The sequence below is a fragment of the Streptomyces sp. NPDC059668 genome (assembly GCF_042734135.1).
GTDB lineage: Bacteria > Actinomycetota > Actinomycetes > Streptomycetales > Streptomycetaceae > Streptomyces.
Genome location: NZ_JBHWEL010000041.1, coordinates 43,301 through 68,153, shown reverse-complemented (window position 1 = coordinate 68,153; position 24,853 = coordinate 43,301). Strand labels below are relative to the sequence as shown.

The 24,853-nt window shown below is 69.9% G+C and carries 21 protein-coding genes, 1 tRNA gene and 2 pseudogenes; 2 read left to right on the top strand and 22 right to left on the bottom strand.

Going from position 1 to position 24,853, the window contains the following annotated elements:
• Window positions 1–103: 103 nt before the first annotated feature.
• The 20 genes and pseudogenes from ACFV2J_RS26310 to ACFV2J_RS26215 form a co-directional block, all read right to left on the bottom strand.
• Window positions 104–925: a F0F1 ATP synthase subunit delta gene (locus tag ACFV2J_RS26310; RefSeq protein WP_385081464.1), complete on the bottom strand. Its 822-nt coding sequence runs from the start codon at window positions 923–925 to the stop codon at window positions 104–106.
• The gene (locus ACFV2J_RS26305; RefSeq protein ID WP_153288578.1) at window positions 922–1,464 is read right to left on the bottom strand and encodes a F0F1 ATP synthase subunit B; all 543 of its coding nucleotides are present in this window, start codon (window positions 1,462–1,464) and stop codon (window positions 922–924) included. Before ACFV2J_RS26305 ends, ACFV2J_RS26310 begins: the two co-directional genes overlap by 4 nt.
• Window positions 1,465–1,504: 40 nt before the next feature.
• Window positions 1,505–1,735: an ATP synthase F0 subunit C gene (atpE, locus tag ACFV2J_RS26300; protein WP_031039373.1), complete on the bottom strand. Its 231-nt coding sequence runs from the start codon at window positions 1,733–1,735 to the stop codon at window positions 1,505–1,507.
• Window positions 1,736–1,808: 73 nt separating this feature from the next.
• Window positions 1,809–2,630, bottom strand: a complete 822-nt coding sequence (gene atpB, locus ACFV2J_RS26295) for a F0F1 ATP synthase subunit A (protein ID WP_385081462.1) — start codon at window positions 2,628–2,630, stop codon at window positions 1,809–1,811.
• Between the two features lie 225 nt (window positions 2,631–2,855).
• Window positions 2,856–3,293: a hypothetical protein gene (locus ACFV2J_RS26290; RefSeq protein ID WP_385081461.1), complete on the bottom strand. Its 438-nt coding sequence runs from the start codon at window positions 3,291–3,293 to the stop codon at window positions 2,856–2,858.
• 285 nt (window positions 3,294–3,578) lie between these two features.
• Window positions 3,579–4,946: an MraY family glycosyltransferase gene (locus ACFV2J_RS26285; RefSeq protein ID WP_385081460.1), complete on the bottom strand. Its 1,368-nt coding sequence runs from the start codon at window positions 4,944–4,946 to the stop codon at window positions 3,579–3,581.
• A gap of 126 nt (window positions 4,947–5,072) precedes the next feature.
• Window positions 5,073–6,314, bottom strand: coding sequence for a serine hydroxymethyltransferase (gene glyA / locus ACFV2J_RS26280; protein WP_385081458.1), 1,242 nt, complete (start codon window positions 6,312–6,314; stop codon window positions 5,073–5,075).
• A gap of 161 nt (window positions 6,315–6,475) precedes the next feature.
• Window positions 6,476–7,123, bottom strand: coding sequence for a protein-tyrosine-phosphatase (locus tag ACFV2J_RS26275; RefSeq protein WP_385081456.1), 648 nt, complete (start codon window positions 7,121–7,123; stop codon window positions 6,476–6,478).
• 52 nt (window positions 7,124–7,175) lie between these two features.
• Entirely contained in the window at window positions 7,176–7,823 is a 648-nt protein-coding gene (locus ACFV2J_RS26270; RefSeq protein ID WP_385081455.1) for an L-threonylcarbamoyladenylate synthase, read from the bottom strand.
• 53 nt (window positions 7,824–7,876) lie between these two features.
• Window positions 7,877–8,716, bottom strand: a complete 840-nt coding sequence (gene prmC / locus ACFV2J_RS26265; protein WP_148010474.1) for a peptide chain release factor N(5)-glutamine methyltransferase — start codon at window positions 8,714–8,716, stop codon at window positions 7,877–7,879.
• Window positions 8,717–8,795: 79 nt separating this feature from the next.
• Window positions 8,796–9,872, bottom strand: coding sequence for a peptide chain release factor 1 (gene prfA / locus ACFV2J_RS26260; RefSeq protein WP_385081454.1), 1,077 nt, complete (start codon window positions 9,870–9,872; stop codon window positions 8,796–8,798).
• Window positions 9,873–10,045: 173 nt separating this feature from the next.
• Window positions 10,046–10,267 (bottom strand): 50S ribosomal protein L31, encoded by a 222-nt coding sequence (rpmE, locus tag ACFV2J_RS26255; protein ID WP_266701393.1) that lies wholly within the window; start codon window positions 10,265–10,267, stop codon window positions 10,046–10,048.
• Window positions 10,268–10,436: 169 nt separating this feature from the next.
• The gene (locus tag ACFV2J_RS26250) at window positions 10,437–11,576 is read right to left on the bottom strand and encodes an LCP family protein (RefSeq protein ID WP_385081453.1); all 1,140 of its coding nucleotides are present in this window, start codon (window positions 11,574–11,576) and stop codon (window positions 10,437–10,439) included.
• 513 nt (window positions 11,577–12,089) lie between these two features.
• Window positions 12,090–14,162, bottom strand: a complete 2,073-nt coding sequence (rho, locus tag ACFV2J_RS26245; RefSeq protein WP_385440933.1) for a transcription termination factor Rho — start codon at window positions 14,160–14,162, stop codon at window positions 12,090–12,092.
• 397 nt (window positions 14,163–14,559) lie between these two features.
• Window positions 14,560–15,489 (bottom strand): homoserine kinase, encoded by a 930-nt coding sequence (gene thrB / locus ACFV2J_RS26240; RefSeq protein ID WP_385081451.1) that lies wholly within the window; start codon window positions 15,487–15,489, stop codon window positions 14,560–14,562.
• 488 nt (window positions 15,490–15,977) lie between these two features.
• The gene (gene thrC / locus ACFV2J_RS26235; RefSeq protein WP_385081449.1) at window positions 15,978–17,036 is read right to left on the bottom strand and encodes a threonine synthase; all 1,059 of its coding nucleotides are present in this window, start codon (window positions 17,034–17,036) and stop codon (window positions 15,978–15,980) included.
• 6 nt (window positions 17,037–17,042) lie between these two features.
• Window positions 17,043–18,341 carry a homoserine dehydrogenase gene (locus ACFV2J_RS26230; protein ID WP_385081476.1) on the bottom strand — a complete coding sequence of 433 codons (1,299 nt, stop codon included), beginning with the start codon at window positions 18,339–18,341 and terminating at the stop codon, window positions 17,043–17,045.
• A gap of 167 nt (window positions 18,342–18,508) precedes the next feature.
• A complete protein-coding gene (gene lysA, locus ACFV2J_RS26225) occupies window positions 18,509–19,900 on the bottom strand; it encodes a diaminopimelate decarboxylase (protein ID WP_385081447.1) in 1,392 nt (463 codons plus the stop codon).
• Window positions 19,901–19,907: 7 nt separating this feature from the next.
• Window positions 19,908–21,053: an ArgS-related anticodon-binding protein NrtL gene (gene nrtL / locus ACFV2J_RS26220; RefSeq protein ID WP_385081445.1), complete on the bottom strand. Its 1,146-nt coding sequence runs from the start codon at window positions 21,051–21,053 to the stop codon at window positions 19,908–19,910.
• Window positions 21,054–21,604: 551 nt separating this feature from the next.
• Window positions 21,605–22,153 (bottom strand): annotated as a pseudogene (locus ACFV2J_RS26215) (response regulator); the annotation flags it as partial.
• Between the two features lie 180 nt (window positions 22,154–22,333).
• On the opposite strand from ACFV2J_RS26215, the gene ACFV2J_RS26210 reads away from it, so the two are divergent.
• Together ACFV2J_RS26210 and ACFV2J_RS26205 are read left to right on the top strand one after the other, a co-directional pair.
• Window positions 22,334–22,405 (top strand) — tRNA-Arg (locus ACFV2J_RS26210).
• A gap of 644 nt (window positions 22,406–23,049) precedes the next feature.
• Entirely contained in the window at window positions 23,050–23,277 is a 228-nt protein-coding gene (locus ACFV2J_RS26205; RefSeq protein ID WP_385081410.1) for a hypothetical protein, read from the top strand.
• Window positions 23,278–23,434: 157 nt separating this feature from the next.
• On the opposite strand, the pseudogene ACFV2J_RS26200 reads toward ACFV2J_RS26205, so the two are convergent.
• Window positions 23,435–23,704 (bottom strand): annotated as a pseudogene (locus ACFV2J_RS26200) (site-specific integrase); the annotation flags it as partial.
• 343 nt (window positions 23,705–24,047) lie between these two features.
• Window positions 24,048–24,626: a hypothetical protein gene (locus tag ACFV2J_RS26195; protein WP_385440927.1), complete on the bottom strand. Its 579-nt coding sequence runs from the start codon at window positions 24,624–24,626 to the stop codon at window positions 24,048–24,050.
• Window positions 24,627–24,853 lie beyond the last annotated feature (227 nt).

The window sequence follows — 24,853 nt, the reverse complement described above, 5'->3', positions numbered from 1 at the left end:
TGGGCCCGAAGTGTTCTTGGGGGTCTGGGGTCAGTCCCCAGGAATCCTCTGCACGGCCCAACCAGGGCCGTAAGTACAACGTGTTACGCGTATTGAGTTGCTGCTAGCCGGCCATGCGGCGGCCGGCGTCGTCGAGCCGGTCCGAGATGGCGCCGTTGATGACCTCGTCACCGACCTGCACCCGGATCCCGCCGAGGACCTCGGGGTCCACGTCGAGGTTGAGGTGCATCGGGCGGCCGTAGAGCTTCGCCAGGGCGGCGCCGAGGCGCTGCTTCTGGCCGTCGCTCAGCGGGACCGCCGAGGTGACGACGGCGACCATGCGGTCCCGGCGCTCGGCGGCGAGCTTGGACAGGGACTCGAGTCCCGCCTCCAGGCTACGTCCACGCGGCACGGTCACAAGGCGCGTCACCAGACGCTCGGTGGTCGCGTTGGCACGCCCGCCGAGCAGGTTGTGCACCAGCTCGCTCCTGGCCGCCTTCGAGGCGGTGCGGTCGGTCAGCGCGGCACGCAGCTCGGTGTTCGAGGAGACGATCCGGCCGAACCGGAACAGCTCGTCCTCGACGTCGTCGAGCGTGTTCGCCCGCTGGGCAGCCGTGAGGTCGGCGATGTTCGCCAGCTCCTCCAGCGTGTCCACCAGGTTGCGCGACTGCGACCAGCGCGAGCGCACCAGACCGGCCACCAGGTCCGCGGCCGGACCGCCGACCTGGCCGCCCAGCAGGCGCTGGGCGAGCTCGGCCTTGGCCTCACCGGGCTGCGACGGGTCGGTCAGGACCCGGCGCAGCGACACCTCGCGGTCGAGCAGGGCGGTGACGCCGGCCAGCTCGTCGCCGAGCCGGGCCGCGTCCACGGACGTCGAGTCCGTCAGCGCGTCGAGACGCTCACGGGCTGCAGCGAATGCCTCGCGGCTCGCTCCGTGCGCTGTCATCGAGTCGCCTCGGCCTTCTCCTCGAGCTCGTCGAGGAAGCGGTCGATGACGCGGCTCTGCCGGGCGTGGTCCTCGAGGGACTCACCGACGAGCTTGCCGGCCAGGTCGGTGGCGAGCTTGCCCACGTCCTGACGCAGCGCCTGGGAAGCGGCCTTGCGGTCGGCCTCGATCTGCGAGTGACCGGCGGCGATGATCTCCTCACGCTGCCGCTGGCCTTCCGCACGCATCTCTGCGATGAGCGTGGCGCCCTGCTCCTGCGCCTCCTGGCGCAGCCGCGCGGCCTCGTGCCGGGCTTCGGCGAGCTGGGCCTTGTACTGCTCCAGCACGCTCTGGGCCTCGGTCTGAGCGGCCTCGGCCTTCTCGATACCGCCCTCGATGGCCTCGCGACGCTCGTCCAGAACCTTGTTGATGTTCGGAAGGAGCTTCTTGGCGAGGAAGCCGAAGACGATGACGAAGGCGATCAGGCCGATGACAAGCTCAGGGATCGGCGGGACGAGCGGGTTCTCCTGCTCGGCCGCCAGAATGAGCAGCTGGCTCATATCAGTGCCTTTCGTCTAGTGGGCTGTCGTCGATCCGACGTCACACGCCGTAGACGAACGGCATGACCAGACCGATGAGGGCGAGCGCCTCACAGAAGGCGAAGCCGAGAATCTGGTTGGCGCGGATCAGACCGGCGGCCTCAGGCTGACGGGCGAGCGCCTGGGTGCCGTTACCGAAGATGATGCCGACGCCGACGCCGGGGCCGATGGCCGCGAGGCCGTAACCGATCGAGCCGAGCGAGCCGGAGACAGCGGCAAGGGTCTGGGACATGCCAGTTCTTCCTTTTCTTTACGGACCGGTGGGGGTTGGCCACCGGACGACTGCGGGGTCGAGAAGCGGGCGCTCAGTGGTGCTCGGCCAGCGCGCCCTGGATGAAGGAGCAGGTCAGCAGCACGAACACATACGCCTGCAGGGCCTGGATGAACAGCTCGAAGGCCGTCATGACGATCACCATGATGAACGACACGCCCGCGTAGGCGATCCCGATGCCGTTGAGCAGGTACCAGCTGGCGATCGTGAAGAGCAGCAGCAGCGTATGGCCGGCGAACATGTTCGCGAAGAGTCGGACCGCGTGCGTGAAGGGCCGGACGATCAGGTTCGAGAAGAACTCGATCAGCATGGCCAGCGGCAGCACCGGGCCGAGCGACTTGTCGTATCCCGTGAAGTTCTTGAAGGCGCCGACGAAGCCATGACGCTTGAAGGTCAGCGAGACCCACAGGACGTAGACGATCAGGGCGAGCACCACGGGGTACGAGATGATCGCCGTGACCGGGAACTGGGCGACCGGCACGATCGACCAGAGGTTCATCATCCAGACGAAGAAGAAGAGCGAGACGACGAGCGGTACGTACTTCTCGCCTTCCTTCTTGCCGATGGTCTCGTAGACGATGCCGCGCCGGACGAAGTCGTAACCCGTCTCGGCGACCATCTGGAGCTTGCCCGGGACGACCTTCGGCTTGCGGAAGGCCGCCCAGAAGAAGGCGACGATGATGATCGAGCCGAGCAGCGCCAGCAGCATCGTCTTGTTGAAGTACAAGTTGCTGTCCCCGTCGCCCACGAGGGGCTTGAACAGGAACGAGTGCAGGCCGGGAGCCGGGAAGCCACAGCCGTCGAAGATGTGGCAGTCGGTCTCGAAGGCGAGCACCTGCGTCGGGTCAGCACTCACCGCGGGCTCCTTCAGCGTGGCGCATAGGTACGGCAACCTCGTTGTGTCGGCGCGGCGCGCAGCCGCGGTTCGGCACTGGACTGGTGTTACGGATGGGAGGGCGGCTGTGGGGCATCAAGCCTCGCGATTGAGCAGGCGTCAGCTCAGATGCCCGCGCCCGCGATGCCGCAGTTGGCACCGGACGATAGCAGGATCTCCTACAGGCACTTATCCCGGCCCTACCCCTCACGACGAGTGCCCCGTTTTTTCGGGCTTGTCGCCCTTCGCGGAGTCGGGCTCGACATAAAGGATCTTGGCGTTCATGTGGGCACGCGCCTGTGCGCCGATCCACGCGAGCGTGGCGGCGACCAGGGTGATCGCGAAGGCTTTGGGGTTGAACAGCGTCGTGTTCTTGAACGCGGCGACGAAGATGAACAGCAGAAGAATCTGTGCCGTGTAGAGCAGGAGGCCCATCGCCTGGAACAGGTGCGGAAGCGATTTGGCGGTGCGCTGCAGAACATAGAGCCCGATGCCCATGAACAGGATCACGACCAGCGTCGCGACGACCGCCCCGAGCGCTCCCTTGCCACCCGCGACCACACCGCTGACCACGGCGGCGATCGCGCCGACGGCAGCTGTGGGCACGGCGGCCTGAAGGAGAATCCGGGCGTCATTGGACGGCATGGCGGCAACTCCGCTTGCTAAGGGGGGCAGGGTGTCGTCATGGACGAGCGTAGTCCCGGGTCGAGAGGGATCCTCACGCCAAGGGACCGTCTCACTACGGTCCTTCGGCTCTACGCCGGGTTCTCGTGAACCGTATCACAAACTATTTGATGCGGTCTTTACCTAGATGGTGTGCTCGCTGTCACACATGAGAGTGAACCTGCGCGTCTGTGCAAAATAACGGGCAACTTGTCTGGTATTGGAGCGGTTTGCCGCTGGCGGCTCTTGCACAATTCTTACTTTGCGTCAGCGTGAACTTTCGGCCCCGCGACGGTCCAGGACGCGCGCGCGGGTGCCAATTGCCGTCGCCCCGTTGACTCCTGAGACTCCGACGACGACCTGGGGACGCTGTTCCTGGTCGTCGTCCGCCCGCTCCCGGGCGGCCTCGGACCCCTGCGCGGCCGGCTCCCCGGCCCCGTCGTCCGGGAGCGCCAGGGCGGCGGCGCGACGACGCCGGTAGCGCGGCGGCACCAGGTGCTCGGCCCAGCGCGGAGCACGCGGGGTGAAGCGCGGCAGCAGGAGCAGCACGAGGCCGACCGCGCTGAGCGCCGCGATACCGAGCACGCTCCACATGGCTCCCGAGTTCACCGAGTAGGCGAGGGCGCCGAAGGCGATGAGCGCCGACCAGAAGTACATGATCAGCACGGCCCTGCTGTGCGAGTGGCCGACCTCCAGCAGACGGTGGTGCAGATGCCCGCGGTCGGCGGCGAACGGCGACTGTCCGCGCCAGGTGCGCCGCACGATGGCGAGCACGAGGTCGGCGGCCGGGATCGCGATGATCGTCAGCGGCAGCAGCAGCGGGATGAACACGGGCACCGTCTGGTGCACGGTGTTGCGCGGGGAACCGGTGAACAGGTTCATCACGTCGGGGTCGATCTGCCCCGTGATGGAGATCGCGCCCGCGGCCAGCACCAGGCCGATGAGCATCGAGCCGGAGTCGCCCATGAAGATCCGCGCGGGATGCATGTTGTGCGGCAGGAAGCCCAGGCACATGCCCATGAGGATCGCCGCGAACAGCGTCGCCGGGGCGGCGGCCTCGATGCCGTACGAGTACCAGATCCGGTAGGCGTACAGGAAGAACGCGGCGGAGGCGATGCACACCATGCCGGCGGCGAGCCCGTCGAGGCCGTCGACGAAGTTCACCGCGTTGATCGTGATGACCACCAGCGCCACCGTCAGCAGGGTGCCCTGCCACTGCGTGAGGGCCACCAGCCCCACACCGGGGACCGGCAGCCACAGGATCGTCAGACCCTGCATGACCATCACGCCCGCGGCGATCATCTGGCCGCCCAGCTTGATCAGGGCGTCGATCTCGAACTTGTCGTCCAGCACGCCGATCAGCCAGATCAGCGCCGCCCCGGAGAGCAGCGCGCGCGGCTCGTTGGAGTTCGAGAAGACCGCGTTGAGGTTCGTCAGGTGGTCGGCGACCAGCAGTCCGGCGCACAGACCGAAGAACATCGCGATGCCGCCGAGCCGCGGGGTGGGTTCCCGGTGCACGTCCCGTGCCCGGATCTGCGGCATGGCTCCGGCCACGATCGCGAACTTCCGTACCGGCCCGGTCAGCAGATACGTCACCGCGGCCGTGACACAGAGCGTCAGCAGATATTCACGCACGGGCTTCCCCACAGGTCTCGCTGGCCATCTCAGTCCCACACCCTAGCGATGCGCGCATACGGCTGAGGACTTCCGGGTAGCGACGATGGTTGCACGAGTGGCTGTGCACACGAGTGCGTGTACCCCTCAGAGGTCCGGATAGGGCGGAAATCTTCCGGTGAGCTCCCGCACTTCTTCACGAGCGGTCCTGCTGTCCTTCCCACCCCGCAGCACCGCCGCGAACACCGCCGCGACCTGCGCCATCTCCATTTCGCCCATGCCCTGCGTGGTCATCGCCGCGGTGCCCAGCCGCAGGCCCCGCGTCTCCCCGTGAGGCAGCGCGCAGGTGTCGAGGACCAGGCCGGCGGCGGCGAGCCGCCCGCGCGCGGTGCGCCCGTCGAGGCCGAAGGGCGCCGGATCGGCGGTGAGCATGTGGGTGTCGGTGCCGCCCGTGGTCAGGTCGAGTCCCTCCGCGGCCAGCCGCTCGGCCAGCGCCCGCGCGTTGACGACCACCTGGTGGGCGTACGCCGTGAACGCGGGCGTCGCCGCCTCGCCGAACGCGACGGCCTTGGCGGCGATCGTGTGCATCTGCGCACCGCCCTGGGTGAACGGGAAGACGGCGCGGTCGACGCGCTCGGCCAGTTCCGCGCCGCACAGGATCATGCCGCCGCGTGGCCCGCGCAGCACCTTGTGGGTCGTCGCGCAGACCACGTCGGCGTACGGCACCGGGCTGGGCGCGGCTCCTCCGGCGACCAGCCCGATGGGATGGGCGGCATCGGCGATGAGATAGGCGCCGACCTCGTCGGCGATCTCCCGGAAGAGCGCGTAGTCGATGTGCCGGGGATAGGAGATGGAGCCGCAGACGATGGCCTTGGGGCGGTGCGTGCGGGCCAGCGTCCGCACCTGCGCGTAGTCGATCCGCCCGGACTCCGCCTCCACCCCGTAGCCGACGAAGTCGAACCAGCGGCCGGAGAAGTTCGCGGGCGATCCGTGCGTGAGGTGACCGCCGAAGGGCAGCCCCATGGCCAGCACCGTGTCACCGGGGCGCAGCAGCGCGGCGTACGCGGCCAGTACGGCCGAGGACCCGGAGTGGGACTGCACATTCGCGTGATCGGCGCCGAAGAGGGCCCTGGCGCGCTCCACGGCCACGCGCTCGGCGACGTCGACGATCTCGCAGCCGCCGTGGTGACGGGCGCCGGGGTACCCCTCCGCGTACTTGTTCGCGAGCGGCGACCCGAGGGCGGCCAGCACGGCCGGCGAGGTGAAGTTCTCGGCCGCGATCAGCTGCAACGTCGTCGACTGCCGCACCAGCTCCCCGAGCAGGATCTCGGCGAGCTCCGGGTCCTGGCGACGCAGGACGTCCGCTTCCAGCGTGTGTGTGACCGGCATGGTGTTCTCCGGACCTCGGCAGGGGGTGCGCCACGTCCTGGGCGGCGAGATGCGCTACGTCCAATGTAGAACCGCGATCCCGTGACCGCCCGGTCTCGCCGCGGCCCGTCCCCCGGCCGGCGCCGCGCGGGCCGGTCCCGCGCCCGCGTCCCACGTCCGTGTCAGGCGCTCGCCCGCACGCCCGTCAGCGCCGTCACGACCGGGTCCAGTGCCTCGTTGATCTCGTCCCCGATGGAGCGGAAGAACGGCAGCGGCGCACCGTAGGGGTCGTACACCTCGTCCGCCTCCGCCGTCGGGGCCAGCAGCCACCCGCGCAGCGCCGCGGCGGCCCGCACCAGGGCGCGGGCGCGTTCGACCACGCCGTCCTCCAGCGGGGGCAGCGTCGCCGTGTCTATGGCCCGTACGAGACGCGTGAACTCCTTCAGGGTGAAGGTGCGCAGACCCGCCGAGTGGCCCATGGAGATGACCTGGGCGCGGTGGTCGCGGGTGGCCGTGAGGACCAGGTCGGCCCTGATGACGTGGTCGTCGAGGAGCTCCCGGCCGACGAAGCCGCTGGCGTCCGCGCCGAAGTCCGCGAGGACGGTCTCGGCGTTCGCCTCCATGGGCGCGCCCTCGTGGCCCCAGGTGCCCGCGCTCTCCACGATCAGGCCGCCCCACAGGGGGTCGCCGAGCCGGTCCGCGAGGGCATGGCGGGTCAGCCGCTCGGTGATGGGCGAGCGGCACACGTTGCCGGTGCTGACGTGGAGGATGCGGAATGACCCCACGGGAGAACCGTTGGACCCCGCGTTCCCCGTGCCTATGCCACGCATGGGGGTGCCCCCTGGTCGAGGGGGCCCGGGAGCCTGGGGGCGTCAGGGGCTGTCAATTCGCCACCTCGAGGTCGGGTACGACCTTCCGCAGCTCCTCCGCCGACAGTGCCCCGGCGCGCAGCAGTACGGGCACCTTGCCGGTCACGTCCACGATCGAGGAGGGCACGTTGCCGGGGGTCGGACCGCCGTCCAGGTAGACGGAGACGGAGTCCCCGAGCATGTCCTGCGCGGCGTCGCAGTCCTCCGGCGCCGGGTGGCCGGTGAGGTTCGCGGAGGAGACGGCCATCGGACCGACTTCCGTGAGCAGTTCGATGGCGACCGGGTGCAGCGGCATGCGCACGGCCACCGTGCCCCGGGTGTCCCCCAGGTCCCACTGCAGGGACGGCTGGTGCCTGGCGACGAGCGTCAGGGCGCCCGGCCAGAACGCGTCGACGAGCTCCCAGGCCATCTCGGAGAAGTCCGTGACGAGCCCGTGCAGCGTGTTCGGGGAGCCGATGAGGACAGGGGTGGGCATGTTGCGGCCGCGGCCCTTGGCGTCGAGCAGGTCGGCGACGGCCTCCGAGGTGAACGCGTCGGCACCGATGCCGTAGACCGTGTCCGTCGGGAGGACCACCAGCTCGCCACGGCGGACGGCGGACGCGGCCTCACGCAGACCGGTCGTGCGGTCGGTCGCGTCGTTGGTGTCGTATCGCCGTGCCATTTAGCGGGCCTCCTCGTACACGTACTGCTGGCTGGGGGACGGGATGCGCGTCATCACGGCATCGCCTTGCGGGCGGTCGCGAACCGCGGCCGGTTGTTGAGGTCCGGGTGGTCGGCCGCGTCGGCCCAGCCCCGCTCCTCGGTGAAGATCCACGGCACCTGTCCGCCCTGGGTGTCGGCGTGCTCGACGACGACGACGCCGCCGGGACGCAGCAGCCGGTGCGCGGTGCGCTCGATGCCGCGGATGAGGTCGAGTCCGTCCTCGCCGGAGAACAGGGCGAGTTCCGGGTCGTGGTCCCGGGCCTCCGGCGCCACGTACTCCCACTCGGTGAGGGGGATGTACGGCGGGTTGGAGATCACCAGGTCCACCTGCCCGTCGAGGTCGCGGAAGGCCTCCAGGGCGTCTCCCTGGCGCAGGTCGACCCTGGACCCCTCGACGTTCTTGCGCGTCCACCGCAGGGCGTCCTCGGACAGCTCCACGGCGTGCACCCGGGAGCGCGGGACCTCCTGCGCGAGAGCGAGCGCGATGGCGCCCGAGCCGGTGCAGAGGTCGACGATCAGCGGTTCGACGACGTCCATCGCGCGGACGGCGTCTATGGCCCAGCCGACCACCGACTCGGTCTCCGGCCGGGGCACGAAGACGCCGGGGCCCACCTGGAGCTCCAGGTAGCGGAAATAGGCGTGCCCGGTGATGTGCTGGAGGGGCTCGCGGGCCTCACGGCGCGCGATCACCTCCCAGTAGCGGGCGTCGAAGTCCGCGTCCTTGACGGTGTGCAGCTCGCCCCGCTTCACGCCGTGCACGAACGCGGCGAGCTCCTCCGCGTCGTTGCGCGGTGAGGGCACGCCGGCGTCGGCCAGCCGCTGGGTGGCCTGGGCCACTTCCGCGAGCAGCACGCCGCGGGGGTTTGGGGGTCGCCCCCCAAGATGTTGCTGCACGCTGGTCCTCCGGGGCTGAGCTGTTGTCGTGAGCTTCTTACGCGGCGGCGAGTTTCGCCGCCGAGTCCGCGTCGACGCAGGCCTGGATCATCGCGTCGAGGTCGCCGTCGAGGACCTGGTCCAAGTTGTACGCCTTGAATCCGACGCGGTGGTCCGAGATGCGGTTCTCCGGGAAGTTGTACGTACGGATCTTCTCGGAGCGGTCGACGGTACGGACCTGGCTGCGGCGGGCGTCCGCGGCCTCCCGTTCCGCTTCCTCCTGCGCCGCCGCGAGGAGCCTGGAGCGCAGGATACGCATCGCCTGCTCCTTGTTCTGCAGCTGGCTCTTCTCGTTCTGGCAGGAGGCGACGACTCCGGTGGGAATGTGCGTGATGCGCACCGCGGAGTCGGTCGTGTTCACGGACTGGCCGCCGGGTCCGGAGGAGCGGTAGACGTCGATGCGCAGATCGTTCGCGTGGATCTCGACGTCGACCTCCTCGGCCTCCGGGGTGACCAGCACGCCGGCCGCGGAGGTGTGGATGCGGCCCTGCGACTCGGTGGACGGCACACGCTGCACGCGGTGCACGCCGCCCTCGTACTTCAGGCGCGCCCAGACGCCCTGGCCCGGCTCGGTGGCGCCCTGGCCGCCCTTGGTCTTCACCGCGACCTGGACGTCCTTGTAGCCGCCGAGCTCGGACTCGGTGGAGTCGATGATCTCGGTCTTCCAGCCGACGCGCTCGGCGTAGCGCAGGTACATGCGCAGCAGGTCGCCGGCGAAGAGGGCGGACTCGTCGCCGCCGGCGCCCGCCTTGATCTCCAGGATGACGTCCTTGTCGTCGCTGGGGTCGCGCGGGACCAGCAGCAGCCGGAGCTTCTCGGTGAGCTGCTCGCGCTGCTTCTCCAGCTCCTTGACCTCGGCGGCGAAGTCGGGGTCGTCGGCCGCGAACTCCTTCGCGGTCCCGATGTCGTCCCCGGTCTGCTTCCAGGAGCGGTACGTCGCGACGATCGGGGTCAGCTCGGCGTAGCGCTTGTTCAGCTTGCGCGCGTTGGCCTGGTCGGCGTGGACCGACGGGTCAGCGAGCTTCTTCTCCAGATCGGCGTGCTCACCGATGAGTTCCTCGACCGCCTCGAACATCTCCGGCTCCAATGGACTGTCCCCCGCTCCGTGAAGGGCTCGGGGACGTAGGTACGGCGTGGGGGTCCCCCGCTCCGGACGAGGCCGGGAGCCTGGGGGAAGGGGCTGCACCGCAAAGCGCCGGTCCCGGCGCCCCCGTGCCGGGGACGCCGGAGACCGGCGCTGTGGGCTCGCTACTTCTTGGCAGCGGCAGCCTTGCCGAAGCGGGCCTCGAAGCGGGCCACGCGGCCACCGGTGTCGAGGATCTTCTGCTTGCCCGTGTAGAACGGGTGGCACTCGGAGCAGACCTCGGCACGGATGGTGCCGGACTCGATCGTGCTGCGGGTGATGAACGACGCGCCACAGGTGCAGCTGACCTGGGTCTCGACGTACTCGGGGTGGATCTCGCGCTTCAAGGTGTCTCCTAGTTTCGGGAGGGCGCCGGGTCGCCGCCGCGGGATGCGGGTGCGTGAACCGGAGCCGACGTACCAGTCTGCCAGGACTGGGCGCATCCCCCAAAACCGGGGGGACGGATTATCTATTCCCGGGCGTGTGTACGGGCCGCTCAGGGCCTGTGTACGGGCCTCAGGAGGCGTTCACGACGCCTTTCGCGGTACCTGTGGCGGTGCCCTCGGTGGCGGCCTTCGGAATCGCCCGGTCGTCCCTGAGGGCGTTCCAGACCAGCTTGGCCTTGGTCTCGTCGACCAGGACACGGTTGGCGTCCGCGGTGTCGTACTGGACCGGCATCGTCACCATGTTCATGTGCGAGGAGCCGATGCCCTTGAGGCCGTCGGCGAAGGACGCGAGGTCCCTGACCGAACCGATGTCGGAGTCGGTGGTGACGGTCCTGGTGGCGGTGTCCGCGAGCTGGTAGAGCTTCGCGGGGCTGGTCAGGACGCCGAGGTGCTTGACCTGGTCGACCAGGGCCTTGATGAACGCCTGCTGGAGCTGGATGCGGCCGAGGTCGGAGCCGTCGCCGACGCCGTGACGGGTGCGGACCAGACCGAGGGCCTGCCGGCCGTTGAGCTTGTGCGGGCCGGCCGTGAGGTTCAGGTGGCTGTCGGGGTCCTTGATGTCCTTGGTCGTGGTGACCGAGACACCGCCCAGATCGTCGATGAGCTTCTGGAAGCCGCTGAAGTCGACCTCGAGGTAGTGGTCCATGCGGATGCCGGACAGGGACTCGACGGTCTTCACGGCGCAGGTGGCGCCACCGGTGGAGTACGCGGAGTTGAACATGACGCCGGTCGCGGCGTCGTGGGTGACACCCTTGGCGTCGGTGCAGGAGGGGCGCCGGACGAGGGTGTCGCGGGGTATGGAGACCACGCTGGCCTTCTTGTGGCCCTCGTATATGTGCACGACCATCGCCGTGTCCGAGCGGGCGCTGCCGTCGTCGACGCCGCCGCCGAGCTTCTCGTTGCCGCCGGACCGGGTGTCGGACCCCAGCACGAGGATGTTCTCGGAGCCGTTGTCGACCTTCATGGGCCGGTCCGAACCGAGGGCCTGGTTGATGTCGACGGACTTGAGGTTGTCGTTGAGCTTGAAGTACAGGATCCCGACACCGGTACCGCCCAGCACGACGATGCCCGCCGCGGTCCAGGCCGTGATGAGCAGGGCCTTGCGACGCGTGCCCCGCGGCTTGCGGCGACTGCCCTTCGCACGGCGGCGCGGGCTGCTCGTGCCGGTCTCGCCCGGTGTCCCGGGGTCCGGCGTGGTCTCGGCAGGCATGTACTCCCTCAGTCCTCGTGCTGTCGGTTACCCCTGTCTCTCAGGGCCAGGCCCGTCTGTGGTCGTGACACGTACTTCTCCATGGTCACTCCCCACGGTCAGACGGGGAAACTCGGCAAAGGGTTGCACAGCGCGATGCGCGCGCCGCCCGTCACGACGGGCACGCCGAAAGCCCGGCGTGTGCCGACAGAAACCCGCTCACCTGCTCTTTCAGCCGCGGACGCGGTGCCACGCCAAAACGGGACCGCCCTCGGTCCTTGTGGCGAAGGTCTCGCCCGCGGCGTCACCGGTGACCCGGCCGCGGACACGGCGCGCCGACGCGTACGGGCCGGGGCCCGCGTCGGCGTGCGCGTCTGCGTCGCTGCCCGCGCCGGCGCCTTCTTCCGCATCCGTCCCGGCGGTCAAGTCCCCACCGGGACCGGCCCGTTGGCGGGAGCCTGTGGGTCGTACGGCGGTGCCGGACAGCACGAAGGGCCGCCCCCGCAGCGGGGGCGGCCCTCAGTCGTGCGCAGGTCAGTCGTTGCCGTTGCCCGGCGACGGCGTCGTCTTCTGGATCTGCAGAAGGAACTCCGCGTTCGACTTCGTCTGCTTCATCTTGTCGAGCAGCAGCTCGATCGCCTGCTGCTGGTCGAGCGCGTGCAGCACGCGGCGCAGCTTCCAGGTGATCGCGAGCTCGTCGCTGCCGAGCAGGATCTCTTCCTTACGGGTACCGGACGCGTCGACGTCCACCGCCGGGAAGATGCGCTTGTCGGCGAGCTTCCGGTCGAGCTTGAGCTCGGCGTTGCCGGTGCCCTTGAACTCCTCGAAGATGACCTCGTCCATGCGCGAGCCGGTGTCGACGAGCGCGGTGGCGAGGATCGTCAGCGAGCCGCCGTCCTCGATGTTGCGCGCCGCGCCGAAGAACCGCTTCGGCGGGTACAGCGCGGTCGAGTCGACACCACCGGACAGGATGCGGCCGGAGGCCGGGGCGGCGAGGTTGTACGCACGGCCCAGACGCGTGATCGAGTCGAGCAGCACGACGACGTCGTGGCCCAGCTCCACCAGACGCTTGGCGCGCTCGATGGCGAGCTCGGCGACCGTGGTGTGGTCCTCGGCCGGGCGGTCGAAGGTCGAGGAGATGACCTCGCCCTTCACCGACCGCTGCATGTCGGTGACCTCTTCCGGACGCTCGTCGACCAGGACGACCATCAGGTGGCACTCGGGGTTGTTGTGCGTGATCGCGTTGGCGATCGCCTGCATGATCATGGTCTTGCCGGTCTTCGGCGGGGCCACGATCAGACCACGCTGGCCCTTGCCGATCGGCGCGACGAGGTCGATGATCCGGGTCGTCAGCACGCCCGGGTCGGTCTCCAGGCGGAGCCGGTCCTGCGGGTACAGCGGCGTCAGCTTGTTGAACTCCGGTCGCCCGCGCCCGGAGTCGGGGGCCATGCCGTTGGTCGAGTCCAGGCGGACCAGCGCGTTGAACTTCTCGCGGCGCTCGCCGTCCTTGGGCTGCCGGACCGCGCCGGTGACGTGGTCACCCTTGCGCAGACCGTTCTTGCGGACCTGGGCCAGCGACACGTACACGTCGTTCGGACCCGGCAGGTAGCCCGAGGTGCGGATGAACGCGTAGTTGTCGAGGATGTCCAGGATGCCCGCGACGGGGATCAGGACGTCGTCGTCCGCGAGCTGCGGCTCGTTGGTCGCGAACTCGTCGCGGCCACGACGGCCGCGGCGGTCGCGGTAACGGCCGCGACGGCCGCGACGGCCACCGTCGAAGTCGTCGTCGTCCTGGGGGCCGTTGTCACGCTGCTGGCGGTCCTGACGGTCCTGACGGCCGCCGCCCTGCTGCTGCTGGCGGTCCTGACGGTCCTGCCGGTCCTGGCGCTCGGGGCGCTGCTGCCCGCCGCCTGCCTGGCCCTGCTGCTGCTCGTCGCCCTTGCCGCCGCGGCGGTCGCGCTCACGCCCGCCCCGCTCGCGGTCACCGCGCTCGCCGCGGTCCCGGCGGTCACGGCGGCCCTGACGGCCGTCGCCGTCACCGGCGTCGCCCTTGGCCTCGCCGCCCGTCTCGGTCTTCGGCTCGCTCTTCGCCTCGACGGCGACCGTCTCGGGGCTGCCCGCCTCGGCGACGGCGCGACGGCGGCGGCGCTCCCCGGCGGGGACGTCCTCCCGCTCGGCCTCGTTCGCGAGGGAGGGGCCTCCGGCGGGCTGGCCGGGGATCTCGATCTGCTGCTGGGCCACGGCCTTCTCGGCGGCCTTCTCGGCCTTCTTCTCGGCCGGGGCGGCCTCGTCGCCGGTACGGGCCTTGGAGGTGGCCCGGCGCTTCGGCTTGGCCTCGGTGGCGGTCTCGGCGGCCTGCGCCGGGGCACCGCCCGCCTGCGCCTCCTTGATGACCTCGATCAGCTGGCTCTTGCGCATCCGCGCGGTGCCCCTGATACCGAGGCCGGACGCGACCTGCTGAAGCTCGGCCAGCACCATGCCGTCGAGGCCGGTACCGCGGCGCCGCCGGGAGCCGGCACCGGAGGCAGGCGCGGCAGAGGCGTCCGTGGCGGGCGCGGCAGCGGTCTCCTCGACACGCGCGCCCATCAGATCGGTGGTGTCGCTCACGAAGGGTCCTTCCCTGGAGCGGACGTCGGCCTGTCTGGCTCGGCGACCGGTTGTGCTGTCCGGCTTTGGTCCCTTGTGGTGTGGACCGCGCCGGGGCGGTGGTCCGCCAAAGCGGCGGAAGACATATCTGGTGATGACGTGATGACGATTCCGGAGCCGTGGCACTGAATTGCGGTGACATCGGCACGGTCACGCCGGTTCCGGAGCGTGCTCAGCACTGCTCAGCGCATAGCACCCAATGCATGGCACAAAGCAGTTTGGGAGGCTCCCGGAAGAAAGGTTGTCCCGGACGGGGACACGATGCACCTCGCCATGGTGGGGTCGGGTGCAGACTTGAGGTTAACACTACCGGATCCAACAAACATTCCCCCTCTCGAAATCCGGCAACCGTGCGCTTTTAATGGACACCCGTGGGCGCGAGCGGCAACACACTCGCCCCCGTGGCGTCGAGGTCCAGTCGATTGGCGGCCCAGCCCTGACCTGCGAGGTCAGCGACTTTGTCGGCCGATTCCGCGTCGGCGAGCGCGAGGACGGTGGGGCCCGCGCCGGAGATCACCGCGGGAATGCCGTCGGCCCGCAACCGCTCCACCAGCGCCGCGCTCTCCGGCATCGCCGGCGCGCGGTACTCCTGGTGCAGACGGTCCTCGGTGGCGGGCAGCAGCAGCTCGGGGCGCCGGGTGAGGGCCTCGACGAGCAGTGCGGCACGGCCCGCGTTCGTGGCGGCGTCGACATGCGGGACGGTGCGGGGCAGCAGTCCGCGGGCGGTCTCGGTGAGCACCGGCTTTCCCGGTACGAAAACCACCGGAACGATGGAATCGGCGGGTTCCATCCGGATCGCCCGCGCGGCTCCGGCCTCCATCCAGGAGAGCGTGAAACCACCGAGCAGGCAGGCCGCGACATTGTCGGGATGCCCTTCGATCTCGGTGGCGAGTTCCAGCAGCGCGGAGTCGTCGAGCCTGCTGTCGCCGCCTATGGTCACGGCACGCGCGGCGACGATTCCGGCGCAGATGGCGGCCGAGGAGGAACCGAGTCCCCGTCCGTGCGGAATGCGGTTGGCGCAGACGATCTCAAGGCCGCGCGGCTGTCCGCCGAGCAGGTCGAAGGCGGTGCGCAGGGAGCGTACGAGGAGATGGTTCTCGTCGCGCGGCAGCGTCTCGCTGCCCTCACCCGCGATGTCGATGTGCAGCCCGGAGTCGGCCACCCGGACGACCACGTCGTCGTACAGCCCCAGTGACAGGCCGAAGGCGTCGAAGCCCGGCCCGAGGTTGGCGCTGGTGGCGGGGACGCGCACCCGGACGGCGGCGGCGCGGAACGCTGGACCGGCCATCGCTCGATGACTCTCCTTGAGCTGCGTGATGTGCGAGATTCTCGATGAACTGCGAGGAACTGCGGTGGACTGCTGAGGTGACTGCTGCGAGGAACTGCGACGGGTTGCGATGTCTACGGGGAGACCCGGAGGCCGCAATGACGGCGCGGCACCGCGGCATATGCGGCGGGCGGGTTCGGTACAGCCTATCGAAGGAAGGTTCTGTGGCGACATAGGGCGCACAGGAGGCGCACGATGCGTGTCGTAAGCCCCCCGTGCACCCCCGGCGGGGTTGTCACGGGGTCGCCCGTGGCGGCCGGTGCTTTTCGCCGCTTTCCGGCGCTTTCACCCCGCCCCGAACGACTCCGCCGCACCCCCTGTACGCCGCATGCCCCCTTACGGACCCATACGCCCCCGCGGACCCCCAGGGGCCCTTTGCCGGGGAACTCCGGCCGGAGACTTCCACGGGACCCCTGCGAGCCGCGGCGGGTTCGCGCCGATCGGCCGGCTTACGCCAGCCCGAGCCGCTCCGCCGCCGCGACCGCGTCCACCGGTACGGTCACGGGCTGCGGGGCGCCGGCGACGGCCCAGTCCGGATCCTTGAGCCCGTTGCCGGTCACCGTGCAGACGATCCGCTGGCCGGGGTCGACCTTGCCCTGCTCGGCGGCCTTCAGCAGACCGGCGACGGACGCGGCCGACGCCGGCTCGACGAAGACACCCTCCTGCGCGGCCAACAGCCGGTAGGCGCGCAGGATCTCACGGTCCGTCACCTCGTCGATGAAGCCGCCGGACTCGTCCCGCGCGGCGAGCGCGAACTGCCACGAGGCCGGGTTGCCGATACGGATCGCGGTGGCGATGGTCGAGGGGTCCTTGACCACCTCGCCGCGCACGATGGGCGCGGAACCGGAGGCCTGGAAGCCCCACATGCGCGGGGTCCGCGCGGCGATGCCGTCGGCGGCGTACTCGGTGTAGCCCTTCCAGTACGCCGTGATGTTGCCCGCGTTGCCCACCGGCAGGACGTGGATGTCGGGCGCGTCGCCGAGCATGTCCACGATCTCGAAAGCCGCGGTCTTCTGACCCTCGATGCGCACCGGATTGACCGAATTGACCAGCGCCACCGGGTAGTTGTCGGACAGCGAGCGCGCCAGGGTGAGGCAGTCGTCGAAGTTCCCGTCGACCTGGAGGATCTTCGCGCCGTGGATGAGGGCCTGCCCCATCTTGCCGAGCGCGATCTTGCCCTGCGGCACCAGGACGGCGCAGACCATCCCGGCCCGCACCGCGTAGGCCGCGGCGGAGGCCGACGTGTTGCCGGTGGAGGCGCAGATGACGGCCTTGGCGCCCTCCTCCTTCGCCCGCGTGATGGCCATCGTCATACCGCGGTCCTTGAAGGACCCGGTCGGATTCGCACCCTCCACCTTGAGGTGGACGTCGCAGCCCGTGCGCTCGGAGAGCACCTGCGCGGGCACGAGCGGCGTACCGCCTTCACGGAGCGTCACGACCGGCGTGTTCTCGGACACCGGGAGCCGGTCCCGGTACTCCTCGATGATTCCGCGCCATTGGTGGGTCATTGCTGGTTACTCTCCTTCAACCCGCATGATGCTGGCGACACCCCGCACGGTGTCGAGGCTGCGCAGCGCCTCGACGGTCCCGTTCAGGGACGCGTCGGACGCACGGTGGGTGACCACGACGAGAGAGGCCTCGCCGCCTCCGTCCTGCCGGCCCTGCTGGCGAACCGTATCGATCGAGACGCCGTGCTCGGCGAAGACCGTGGCCACCTGGGCGAGAACACCCGGTTTGTCGGCCACGTCGAGGCTGATGTGGTAGCGCGTGACGACCTCGCCCATGGAGCTCACGGGCAGCTGGGTGTACGCGGAGTCGCCGGGGCCGGTCGCGCCGTTGAGCTTGTTGCGGCAGACGGCGACGAGGTCGCCGAGGACCGCGGAGGCGGTCGGGGCGCCGCCGGCGCCCGGTCCGTAGAACATGAGCTGACCGGCGGCGTCCGACTCGACGAACACCGCGTTGTACGCGCCGCGCACGGAGGCGAGCGGGTGGCTCAGCGGAATCATCGCCGGGTGCACGCGCGCCGTCACCGAGCCCCCGTCCGCGGCCCGCTCGCAGATGGCGAGCAGTTTGATGGTGCAGCCCATCGCCTTGGCCGAGGCGAAGTCCGCGGAGGTGACCTCGTTCATGCCCTCGCGGTAGACGTCGTCGAGGCGCACCCGCGTGTGGAAGGAGATCCCGGCGAGGATGGCGGCCTTGGCGGCCGCGTCGAAGCCCTCGACGTCGGCGGTCGGGTCGGCCTCCGCGTACCCGAGCGCGGTGGCCTCGTCGAGGGCCTCCTGGTAGCCCGCTCCCGTGGAGTCCATCTTGTCGAGGATGAAGTTCGTGGTCCCGTTGACGATCCCCATCACCCGGTTGATCTTGTCGCCGGCGAGGGACTCGCGCAGCGGGCGGATCAGCGGGATGGCACCGGCGACGGCGGCCTCGTAGTAGAGGTCCCTGCCGTGCTCCTCGGCGGCGGCGTGCAGCGCGGCACCGTCCTGGGCGAGCAGCGCCTTGTTGGCGGACACGACGGAGGCGCCGTGCTCGAAGGCGGTCGTGATGAGCGAGCGGGCGGGCTCGATCCCCCCGATGACCTCCACGACGACGTCGATGTCCCCGCGCTTGACCAGGGCCGTGGCGTCGGTCGTCACCAGGGCGGGGTCGATGCCCTCACGGACCTTGGAGGGCCGCCGCACCGCGACGCCGGTCAGTTCGACCGGGGCTCCGATGCGCGCGGCGAGGTCGTCGGCGTGCGTCGTCATGATGCGAGCCACCTCTGAGCCGACAACCCCACAGCCCAGCAGCGCCACCTTCAGCGGACGCGTACGCATCATCCGACCTCGTTTCCTCATACCGTCTACGGTGGGACCAGTCTCACTCACCGGACGGGGCTTTCCGCCCTTTGTCCGGATCGTGAGATGTCTATTTCATTCTTGCCGGGCCGGCGGACCGGAGATCTTCCTCCGGCCGCCGGGACACCGCCGGTGGCCGTCGTGCGTCATCCCACGTCGAGCCGGAGCAGGTCGTCCTCCGTCTCGCGCCGGACGATGACCCGTGCCTCGCCGTCGTTGACCGCGACGACCGGCGGCCGCAGCGCGTGGTTGTAGTTGCTGGCCATCGACCGGCAGTAGGCACCCGTGGCCGGTACGGCGATCAGGTCGCCGGGGGCCAGGTCGGAGGGCAGGAAGGCGTCCTTCACGACGATGTCACCGCTCTCGCAATGCTTGCCGACGACGCGTACGAGCATGGGCTCGGCGTCGGAGGTGCGCGAGACCAGGGCGACGCTGTACTCGGCGTCGTACAGCGCGGTGCGGATGTTGTCGGACATGCCGCCGTCCACCGAGACGTACGTCCGCAGCCCTTCGAGCGGCTTGATCGTGCCGACCTCGTAGAGCGTGAACGCGGTCGGACCGACGATGGCGCGTCCGGGCTCCACCGAGATCCGCGGCGTCCGCAGCTTCGCGGCCTCGCACTCCCGGGTGACGATCTCGCTGAGGGCCTTGGCGATCTCGTGCGGCTCGCGGGGGTCGTCGTCGCTGGTGTACGCGATACCGAGGCCGCCACCGAGGTCGATCTCGGGCAGTTCGACCCCGTGCTCGTCACGCACGGCCGCGAGCAGCGCCACGACGCGCCGGGCGGCGACCTCGAACCCGGCCATGTCGAAGATCTGCGAGCCGATGTGCGAGTGGATCCCGACCACGTCGAGACCGTCGAGGGAGAGCGCGCGCCGCACGGCCTCCGCGGCCTGTCCGTCGGCGAGGGCGATCCCGAACTTCTGGTCCTCGTGGGCGGTGGCGATGAACTCGTGCGTGTGCGCCTCCACGCCGACCGTCACCCGGATCTGGACGCGCTGCCGCGTGCCGAGGGACTGGGCGATGTGGGCGACGCGCACGATCTCCTGGAAGGAGTCGAGGACGATGCGCCCGACGCCGGCCCGGACGGCGGCGGTGATCTCCTCGGCGGACTTGTTGTTGCCGTGGAAGGCGATGCGGTCGGCGGGCATCCCGGCGGAGAGGGCGGTGACCAGTTCACCGCCCGAGCAGACGTCGAGGTTCAGCCCCTCCTCGTACAGCCAGCGCACGACGGCGCGCGAGAGGAAGGCCTTCCCCGCGTAGAAGACGTCGGCGTCGTGCCCGAAGGCGGTCCGCCAGGCGCGGGCGCGCGCACGGAAGTCCGACTCGTCGAGGAAGTAGGCGGGGGTGCCGAACTCCTCGGCGAGGGTGGTGACTTCGACACCGCCGACACTCACGATGCCGTCGTCGGTACGGGTGACGGTGTGGGCCCAGACCTTGGGGTCGAGGGCGTTGAGGTCGGCGGGCGGGGCGCTGTAGTGCCCCTCGGGCAGGACATCGGCGTGACGGGGCCCGGCGGGGTGTGCGGAACGGCTCATTCTTCTCTCACAGACAGTCAGGGGCGCTGATGCCGAGCAGGGACAGGCCGCCGGCCAGCACCGTCCCGGCGGCTTCGGCGAGCGCGAGCCGGGCGCGGTGGGCGGCCGAGGGTTTCTCGTCGCCGAGCGGCAGCACCAGGTGCTGGAGGGCGAGGAGGGCGTCGGCGGTGGTGACGAGATGCCGCGCGAGGCGGTCGGGGGCGCGATGGGTCGCGGCGACACGCAGGGCACGGGGGTACTCGGCGAGGGCGCCGAGCAGGTCGTCGGCCCCCGGGACGTCACCGGGGGTGGCGGTGAAGCCGAGGGCGGCGGCGTTACGGGTGAGGGCCCGGGTGCGGGCGTGCGCGTACCGGACGCGGAAGAGCGGGTTGCTCTCCCGCTGAAGAAGGTGCCCACTGTCGATCCGGGGCCGATCGCGCCCGGCCGGATGCAGCAGGGCCCAGCGGGCGGCGTCGGTGCCGAGGGGGGCGGGGTCCTCGGGGGCGGGGACGGGGCGGAGGGTTACGGGGTTGGTGCGGGCTGTGGGGGTACCGGGGGTGCCGGAGGCGGTCGGGGCGCCGGGGGCGGGGTCGGTACGCGGGGACGTGGCGTGCCGTGGGCCGGCGTGCGGCGGTTCGGCGTGCGGGGGTCCGGCGTGCGGGGGTCCGGCGTGCGTCGGTTCGGCGTGCGTCGGTTCGGCGTGCTGGACGAGGGCCCGGCCACCCTGGGTGGCGATGATCCGTACGAGCGCGTCGGCGACGACCTCGGCACGGATGTCGTACGGCATCGGGATCCGGAGCGGGACCACCTGACCGGCGAGGGCGTCGCCATGACCGTAGGAACCGCGCCCGCGCTCGATCTCCCGTACGAGGGAGGCGACGGCCGAGTCCGCGCCGCCGAGGCGGATGTTGAGGAACCCGGGCCCGGTGATCGCGACCTCGGCGACACCGTCGGTGCCGATGAGGTGGGGCCGCAGGATCTCGGCGACCTGCACCGCGGAGCGCCCGGCGGGCCGGGCCAGCTGCAACGCGATGTTCGTGGCGTAGTCCCCGCACCCACCGGGCCCCGGCGGCGCCACCACCGCCCGCACCGGCACGGCCACACTCAGCTCACCCGCGTCCACGGCACGACGCACCGCGCGCAGCACGGTACGGGAGAGCTCGACGGGGGTCACGTGACCAGCGTAGGGGAGGAGGGGGGTGGGTATGCGAGTCGGTTTGGCCGGAGGTCCGGGATGTGGACGGGGTACGGGGTGGTGTGGAAGGCGGGGTGCGGCGTGACGGGGGACGGGGACGACTGCGTACGGGGGCACCCGAACCGTGGGGAGCGGTGAGGAGAGGCGAGGTGACGTGGGGTGACGTGTGTCGACGCGAGGTGACGTGAGTCGCGGTGGGGTGACGTGGGGCGCCGTGGGGTGGCGTGGGGCGAACTGACCCGAACGAATGACCCGCCGCCGACCGACTGCTCCGCCGACCGACTGCTCACGGACGGCTCGATGACCGGCGCGGTCACCACGTGACGGTGTGCCGATCAGTGACCGGAGCGGCCGGCACGCTCGGCTTCGTCGACCCCGAACCCTTCCCCACCGAAACCTTCGGCACCAAACCCTGCGGCACCGAACCGCTCGGTACCGAACCTCTCCGCACGGAGACCCTGCGTGCGGAAACCCTCCGCAGGGAAGCCTTCGGCACCGAACTCTCCCGAACCGAAGCTCTCACCTTCACGGGCGGCCTCGAAGGCGCCTTGGAAGGGCGACCCGCAGTCGTCGTCACCACCGCCTTCGCCGCCCCGGCTCCCCCGCCGCTCCATCAACTGCCGCACGAGTCGTACGAGTTCAGCAGGTTCGAAAGGCTTGGCGAGAAAGGCGTCGACACCCACGTCGAGCCCGCTCTCGACCTCGTACTGAGTGCAGGCGCTGACGATGGCGAGGGGAAGGTTCCGCGTGCGCGGATCGGCACGGAGGCGAGCGGCGGTCCGCAGCCCGTCGAGCCGGGGCATGACCACATCGAGGGTCACCACATCGGGCCGCACGTGATGCACCACGTCCAGGCATTCGGCACCATCGGCCGCGGTCACGACCTCGATGCCCTCCAGCTCGAGATTGACCCTGATCAGCTGCCGGATCACCTTGTTGTCGTCCACAACAAGCACCCGACCGGACGCGCCTGACACAACTCGAGAGTAGGTCCGCGTCCGCCACCGCGTCCGGCTTTTCCCCACTTCCACCCGGACGGGGGGGCCGGAACCCACCCCGCCCCGGTCCCGCCCCCACATCCGGGACGCTCGCGGAGTGGCCGGGGCCCCCTCGCCCCCCGCCCGGGGCGCCCCCGCCCCCACTCACGGCCGCTCCCCATCCCTCCTCAACACACCGCCCGTCCCCCACATAAACCCATGCCAGCCCCCCTCGAAAGAGCTGGTAGGGTTCTACCCGTCGCCGCACACCACGGCCGATACGCCCCCGTAGCTCAGGGGATAGAGCAACGGCCTCCGGAGCCGTGTGCGCAGGTTCGAATCCTGCCGGGGGCACTCGCCGATCACCTAGGAACGTTCCCAGGCGACCAGGGCGAATGCCCAGAGAAGAGGGCGGGAGTCAGTCTCACTGACTCCCGCCGTCTCCTGTTGTCTCTCACTATCCGCGCACCATTTGCGATACACGCGACACACCTCCGACACGCTCACGCGCTCCTCACGAACAGGGCACCCCTGCCGACGTCGGAGGCCTCTGCGGAAGCATGTGGACATGCCCAACCCGAAGAGCTTCACAGCGTGGTTGATGAGGTTTTCTCAATGACCTAACCGATCGAAATAGTGGCATCGGTGATGTCGCCAATAATCCCGACCGGTCCTCATGGAAGGGGCGGTCGGGCAGCATGCCTACCTCGAAGAGTGCGGCGCCATCCCAGCCGCCATCGAGATGTTCGAAGACGCCCGGGTTCGGTACAAGGCGTACCGGGCGGCGCTAGGCGATGCCTGAGCCGATAGCGCGGGCCAACAGGGCTTTCGGACACTTGCTGCACCTCTAGCGCTAGGGCCTGTCCGGCGGGTCGCGTCACCGACTCCGCACCCGACAGCAACGTCACCCGAACGGCCTAACATGACGTGTCACCCACATGGATCAACATCAAGCTGAGTGGTGTCCCAACCGAGGTATTCCGTGAAAGGCGAACCAAATGCGCATTCGACGAATCCTCGCCGCCGTCATCGCGACGGCAGCCCTCTCCGGACTCGGCATCACAGGCGCCGCCACCGCCACCGCCACAACTACCACCGTCACCCCCGCCAGCCTCACCCCGGGTGAGTGCGAGCAGGGCGGCGGAACGGTCGATCGGGCGCACACGTCCGCGGCCAAGCTCCCGACCTGCAAGGGCGGCAAGTTCAACGGGCAGGATGTCGACTAGACCCCACTAGGCGCCCCGCAGCCACGCGCTGCGGGGCGCTCCCGGGCGAGCCATAGCCGGGAGAGCCGCAGGTAAGTGCCGCCCCATAAAGGCGGTCCGAATCTCCCGGACCGCCCTCGCAGCGCGATGACACGGAGCGCTGTGCAGCGTCTCCGTCCTCTTCCAATGCCCTTGTGATCTTCGCGTTGGCGGCTTCCTCGTGGCCGTCGACGCAGCCGTGATAGCGCCGGTGGATCACCTCGGGAGAGTTGCCGACCCGCCGGGCAACCTCAGCGATCGGCACCCCGGCGTTCAACCACCGCGTGATGCATGCGTGCCGCAGGTCGTAGGGGCGCCCCGCCAACCGTGAGTCGACGCGCTCAGGCGGGAGCGCATACTCCCGCGCCTCCTCCCACACCCGCCAGTAGGTGGAAGAGCCGACCTCACCAGGGCAGCGCAGCCAGCCCTTCACAGCTCATTCGACGCCCACTCGGCCAGCCAGGCAAACCGCTGGATAGCGATCGCACTCCGCACCAGGTTCATTCGCATGCCGGAAGAGCGTCGGCAGGGTTTGGGTGCCCTGCCGAATGCGTGTCGAGAATCTTCGGCGAGCACCCCGTAGGCGGCACGACTGTGCAGCTCAGATGCCTAGTGAGGTCGAACCGACAGCACCGCCGCGGGCTCAGCGGGTTGGTTCCACCGCCGGTATCCGGGCAGCCCGTCTGTGGAACGTCACGTAATTTCCCACCAGCGGCGTCAACTTCTCCGCCCACAGGTTCGAACTCCACGTCTCAGGTCTCGGGGACCCATTCCACGGGAGGGGGCATGCGACTGTAATGGGGCCCCCTGGTGCCGTACTGGGCGAGGTGCAGAATTTCGCAGCCGACCTGGAGTTCTGCCGGCGGAGGGTTGGGAACGGTGATCCGCATATGGCGCTGGCCGTCGATGACGATGCTCTCCCGGACGTGGTTCCGGCCGTCCGCCCAGCTCTGGGCCCGCTCGCGAGTCCACGGGTTCTGGAGGGTGCGCGGGGCGGCCGGGTCGTGGTCGTAGCCGTTGAGGCTGCGGACGAGACCTTCGCTGTAGACACCCTTGACCCGGAAGTTCTCCAGGTCGTCCGCGCGCACGACCATGTTGACGTACCGGCGGCCGTTGCCTCTGTGCCGCCCGACCGCATGCCAGCGACCCCAGCCAGGGTCCCAGCGCACGGGCGGGATACACAGCAGGGCACCTACCGGGAAGTGCTTCGTGCCGCGCTGGACGTCGAGACCACTCTCGCCGTGCGCGGTTTCCTGCGCCACGTTGGCCACCAGGCACCAGCCCAGCAGTCCGTCCGGCGTCTCTTCTTCGGCGGGTTCCGTGTCTGCCACACCGAGAATCTTCACGCACGAGACGGGACGCGAACCAGCTTTTATCAGCTGAGCAGACCGGAGCAAACCACGTGCGATCACCAGCCGTCGGAAATCCCGCCGCATTCGAACATGCGGGCAGGGAAGGTACGCAACTGCTGGGGAATTGCGCGACCGTCGACACCCGTCGGCGGAGCCGACCTTTCAACGGACGCAGGAGCCGGAGGCGACTCACCCCACTTCGCACT

Excerpts from the sequence above, each read along its gene's own strand:
- ACFV2J_RS26270 (WP_385081455.1), bottom strand. The coding sequence starts at position 7,823 with ATGGCACGGCGATACGACACCAACGACGCGACCGACCGCACGACCGGT.
- ACFV2J_RS26250 (WP_385081453.1), bottom strand. The coding sequence starts at position 11,576 with ATGCCTGCCGAGACCACGCCGGACCCCGGGACACCGGGCGAGACCGGC.
- ACFV2J_RS26230 (WP_385081476.1), bottom strand. The coding sequence starts at position 18,341 with ATGCGTACGCGTCCGCTGAAGGTGGCGCTGCTGGGCTGTGGGGTTGTC.
- ACFV2J_RS26310 (WP_385081464.1), bottom strand. The coding sequence starts at position 925 with ATGACAGCGCACGGAGCGAGCCGCGAGGCATTCGCTGCAGCCCGTGAG.
- glyA (WP_385081458.1), bottom strand. The coding sequence starts at position 6,314 with ATGCCGGTCACACACACGCTGGAAGCGGACGTCCTGCGTCGCCAGGAC.
- thrC (WP_385081449.1), bottom strand. The coding sequence starts at position 17,036 with ATGACCCACCAATGGCGCGGAATCATCGAGGAGTACCGGGACCGGCTC.
- ACFV2J_RS26275 (WP_385081456.1), bottom strand. The coding sequence starts at position 7,123 with ATGCGTGGCATAGGCACGGGGAACGCGGGGTCCAACGGTTCTCCCGTG.
- ACFV2J_RS26305 (WP_153288578.1), bottom strand. The coding sequence starts at position 1,464 with ATGAGCCAGCTGCTCATTCTGGCGGCCGAGCAGGAGAACCCGCTCGTC.
- atpE (WP_031039373.1), bottom strand. The coding sequence starts at position 1,735 with ATGTCCCAGACCCTTGCCGCTGTCTCCGGCTCGCTCGGCTCGATCGGT.
- ACFV2J_RS26290 (WP_385081461.1), bottom strand. The coding sequence starts at position 3,293 with ATGCCGTCCAATGACGCCCGGATTCTCCTTCAGGCCGCCGTGCCCACA.
- lysA (WP_385081447.1), bottom strand. The coding sequence starts at position 19,900 with ATGAGCCGTTCCGCACACCCCGCCGGGCCCCGTCACGCCGATGTCCTG.
- prfA (WP_385081454.1), bottom strand. The coding sequence starts at position 9,872 with ATGTTCGAGGCGGTCGAGGAACTCATCGGTGAGCACGCCGATCTGGAG.
- thrB (WP_385081451.1), bottom strand. The coding sequence starts at position 15,489 with ATGGCCGGTCCAGCGTTCCGCGCCGCCGCCGTCCGGGTGCGCGTCCCC.
- ACFV2J_RS26205 (WP_385081410.1), top strand. The coding sequence starts at position 23,050 with ATGCGCATTCGACGAATCCTCGCCGCCGTCATCGCGACGGCAGCCCTC.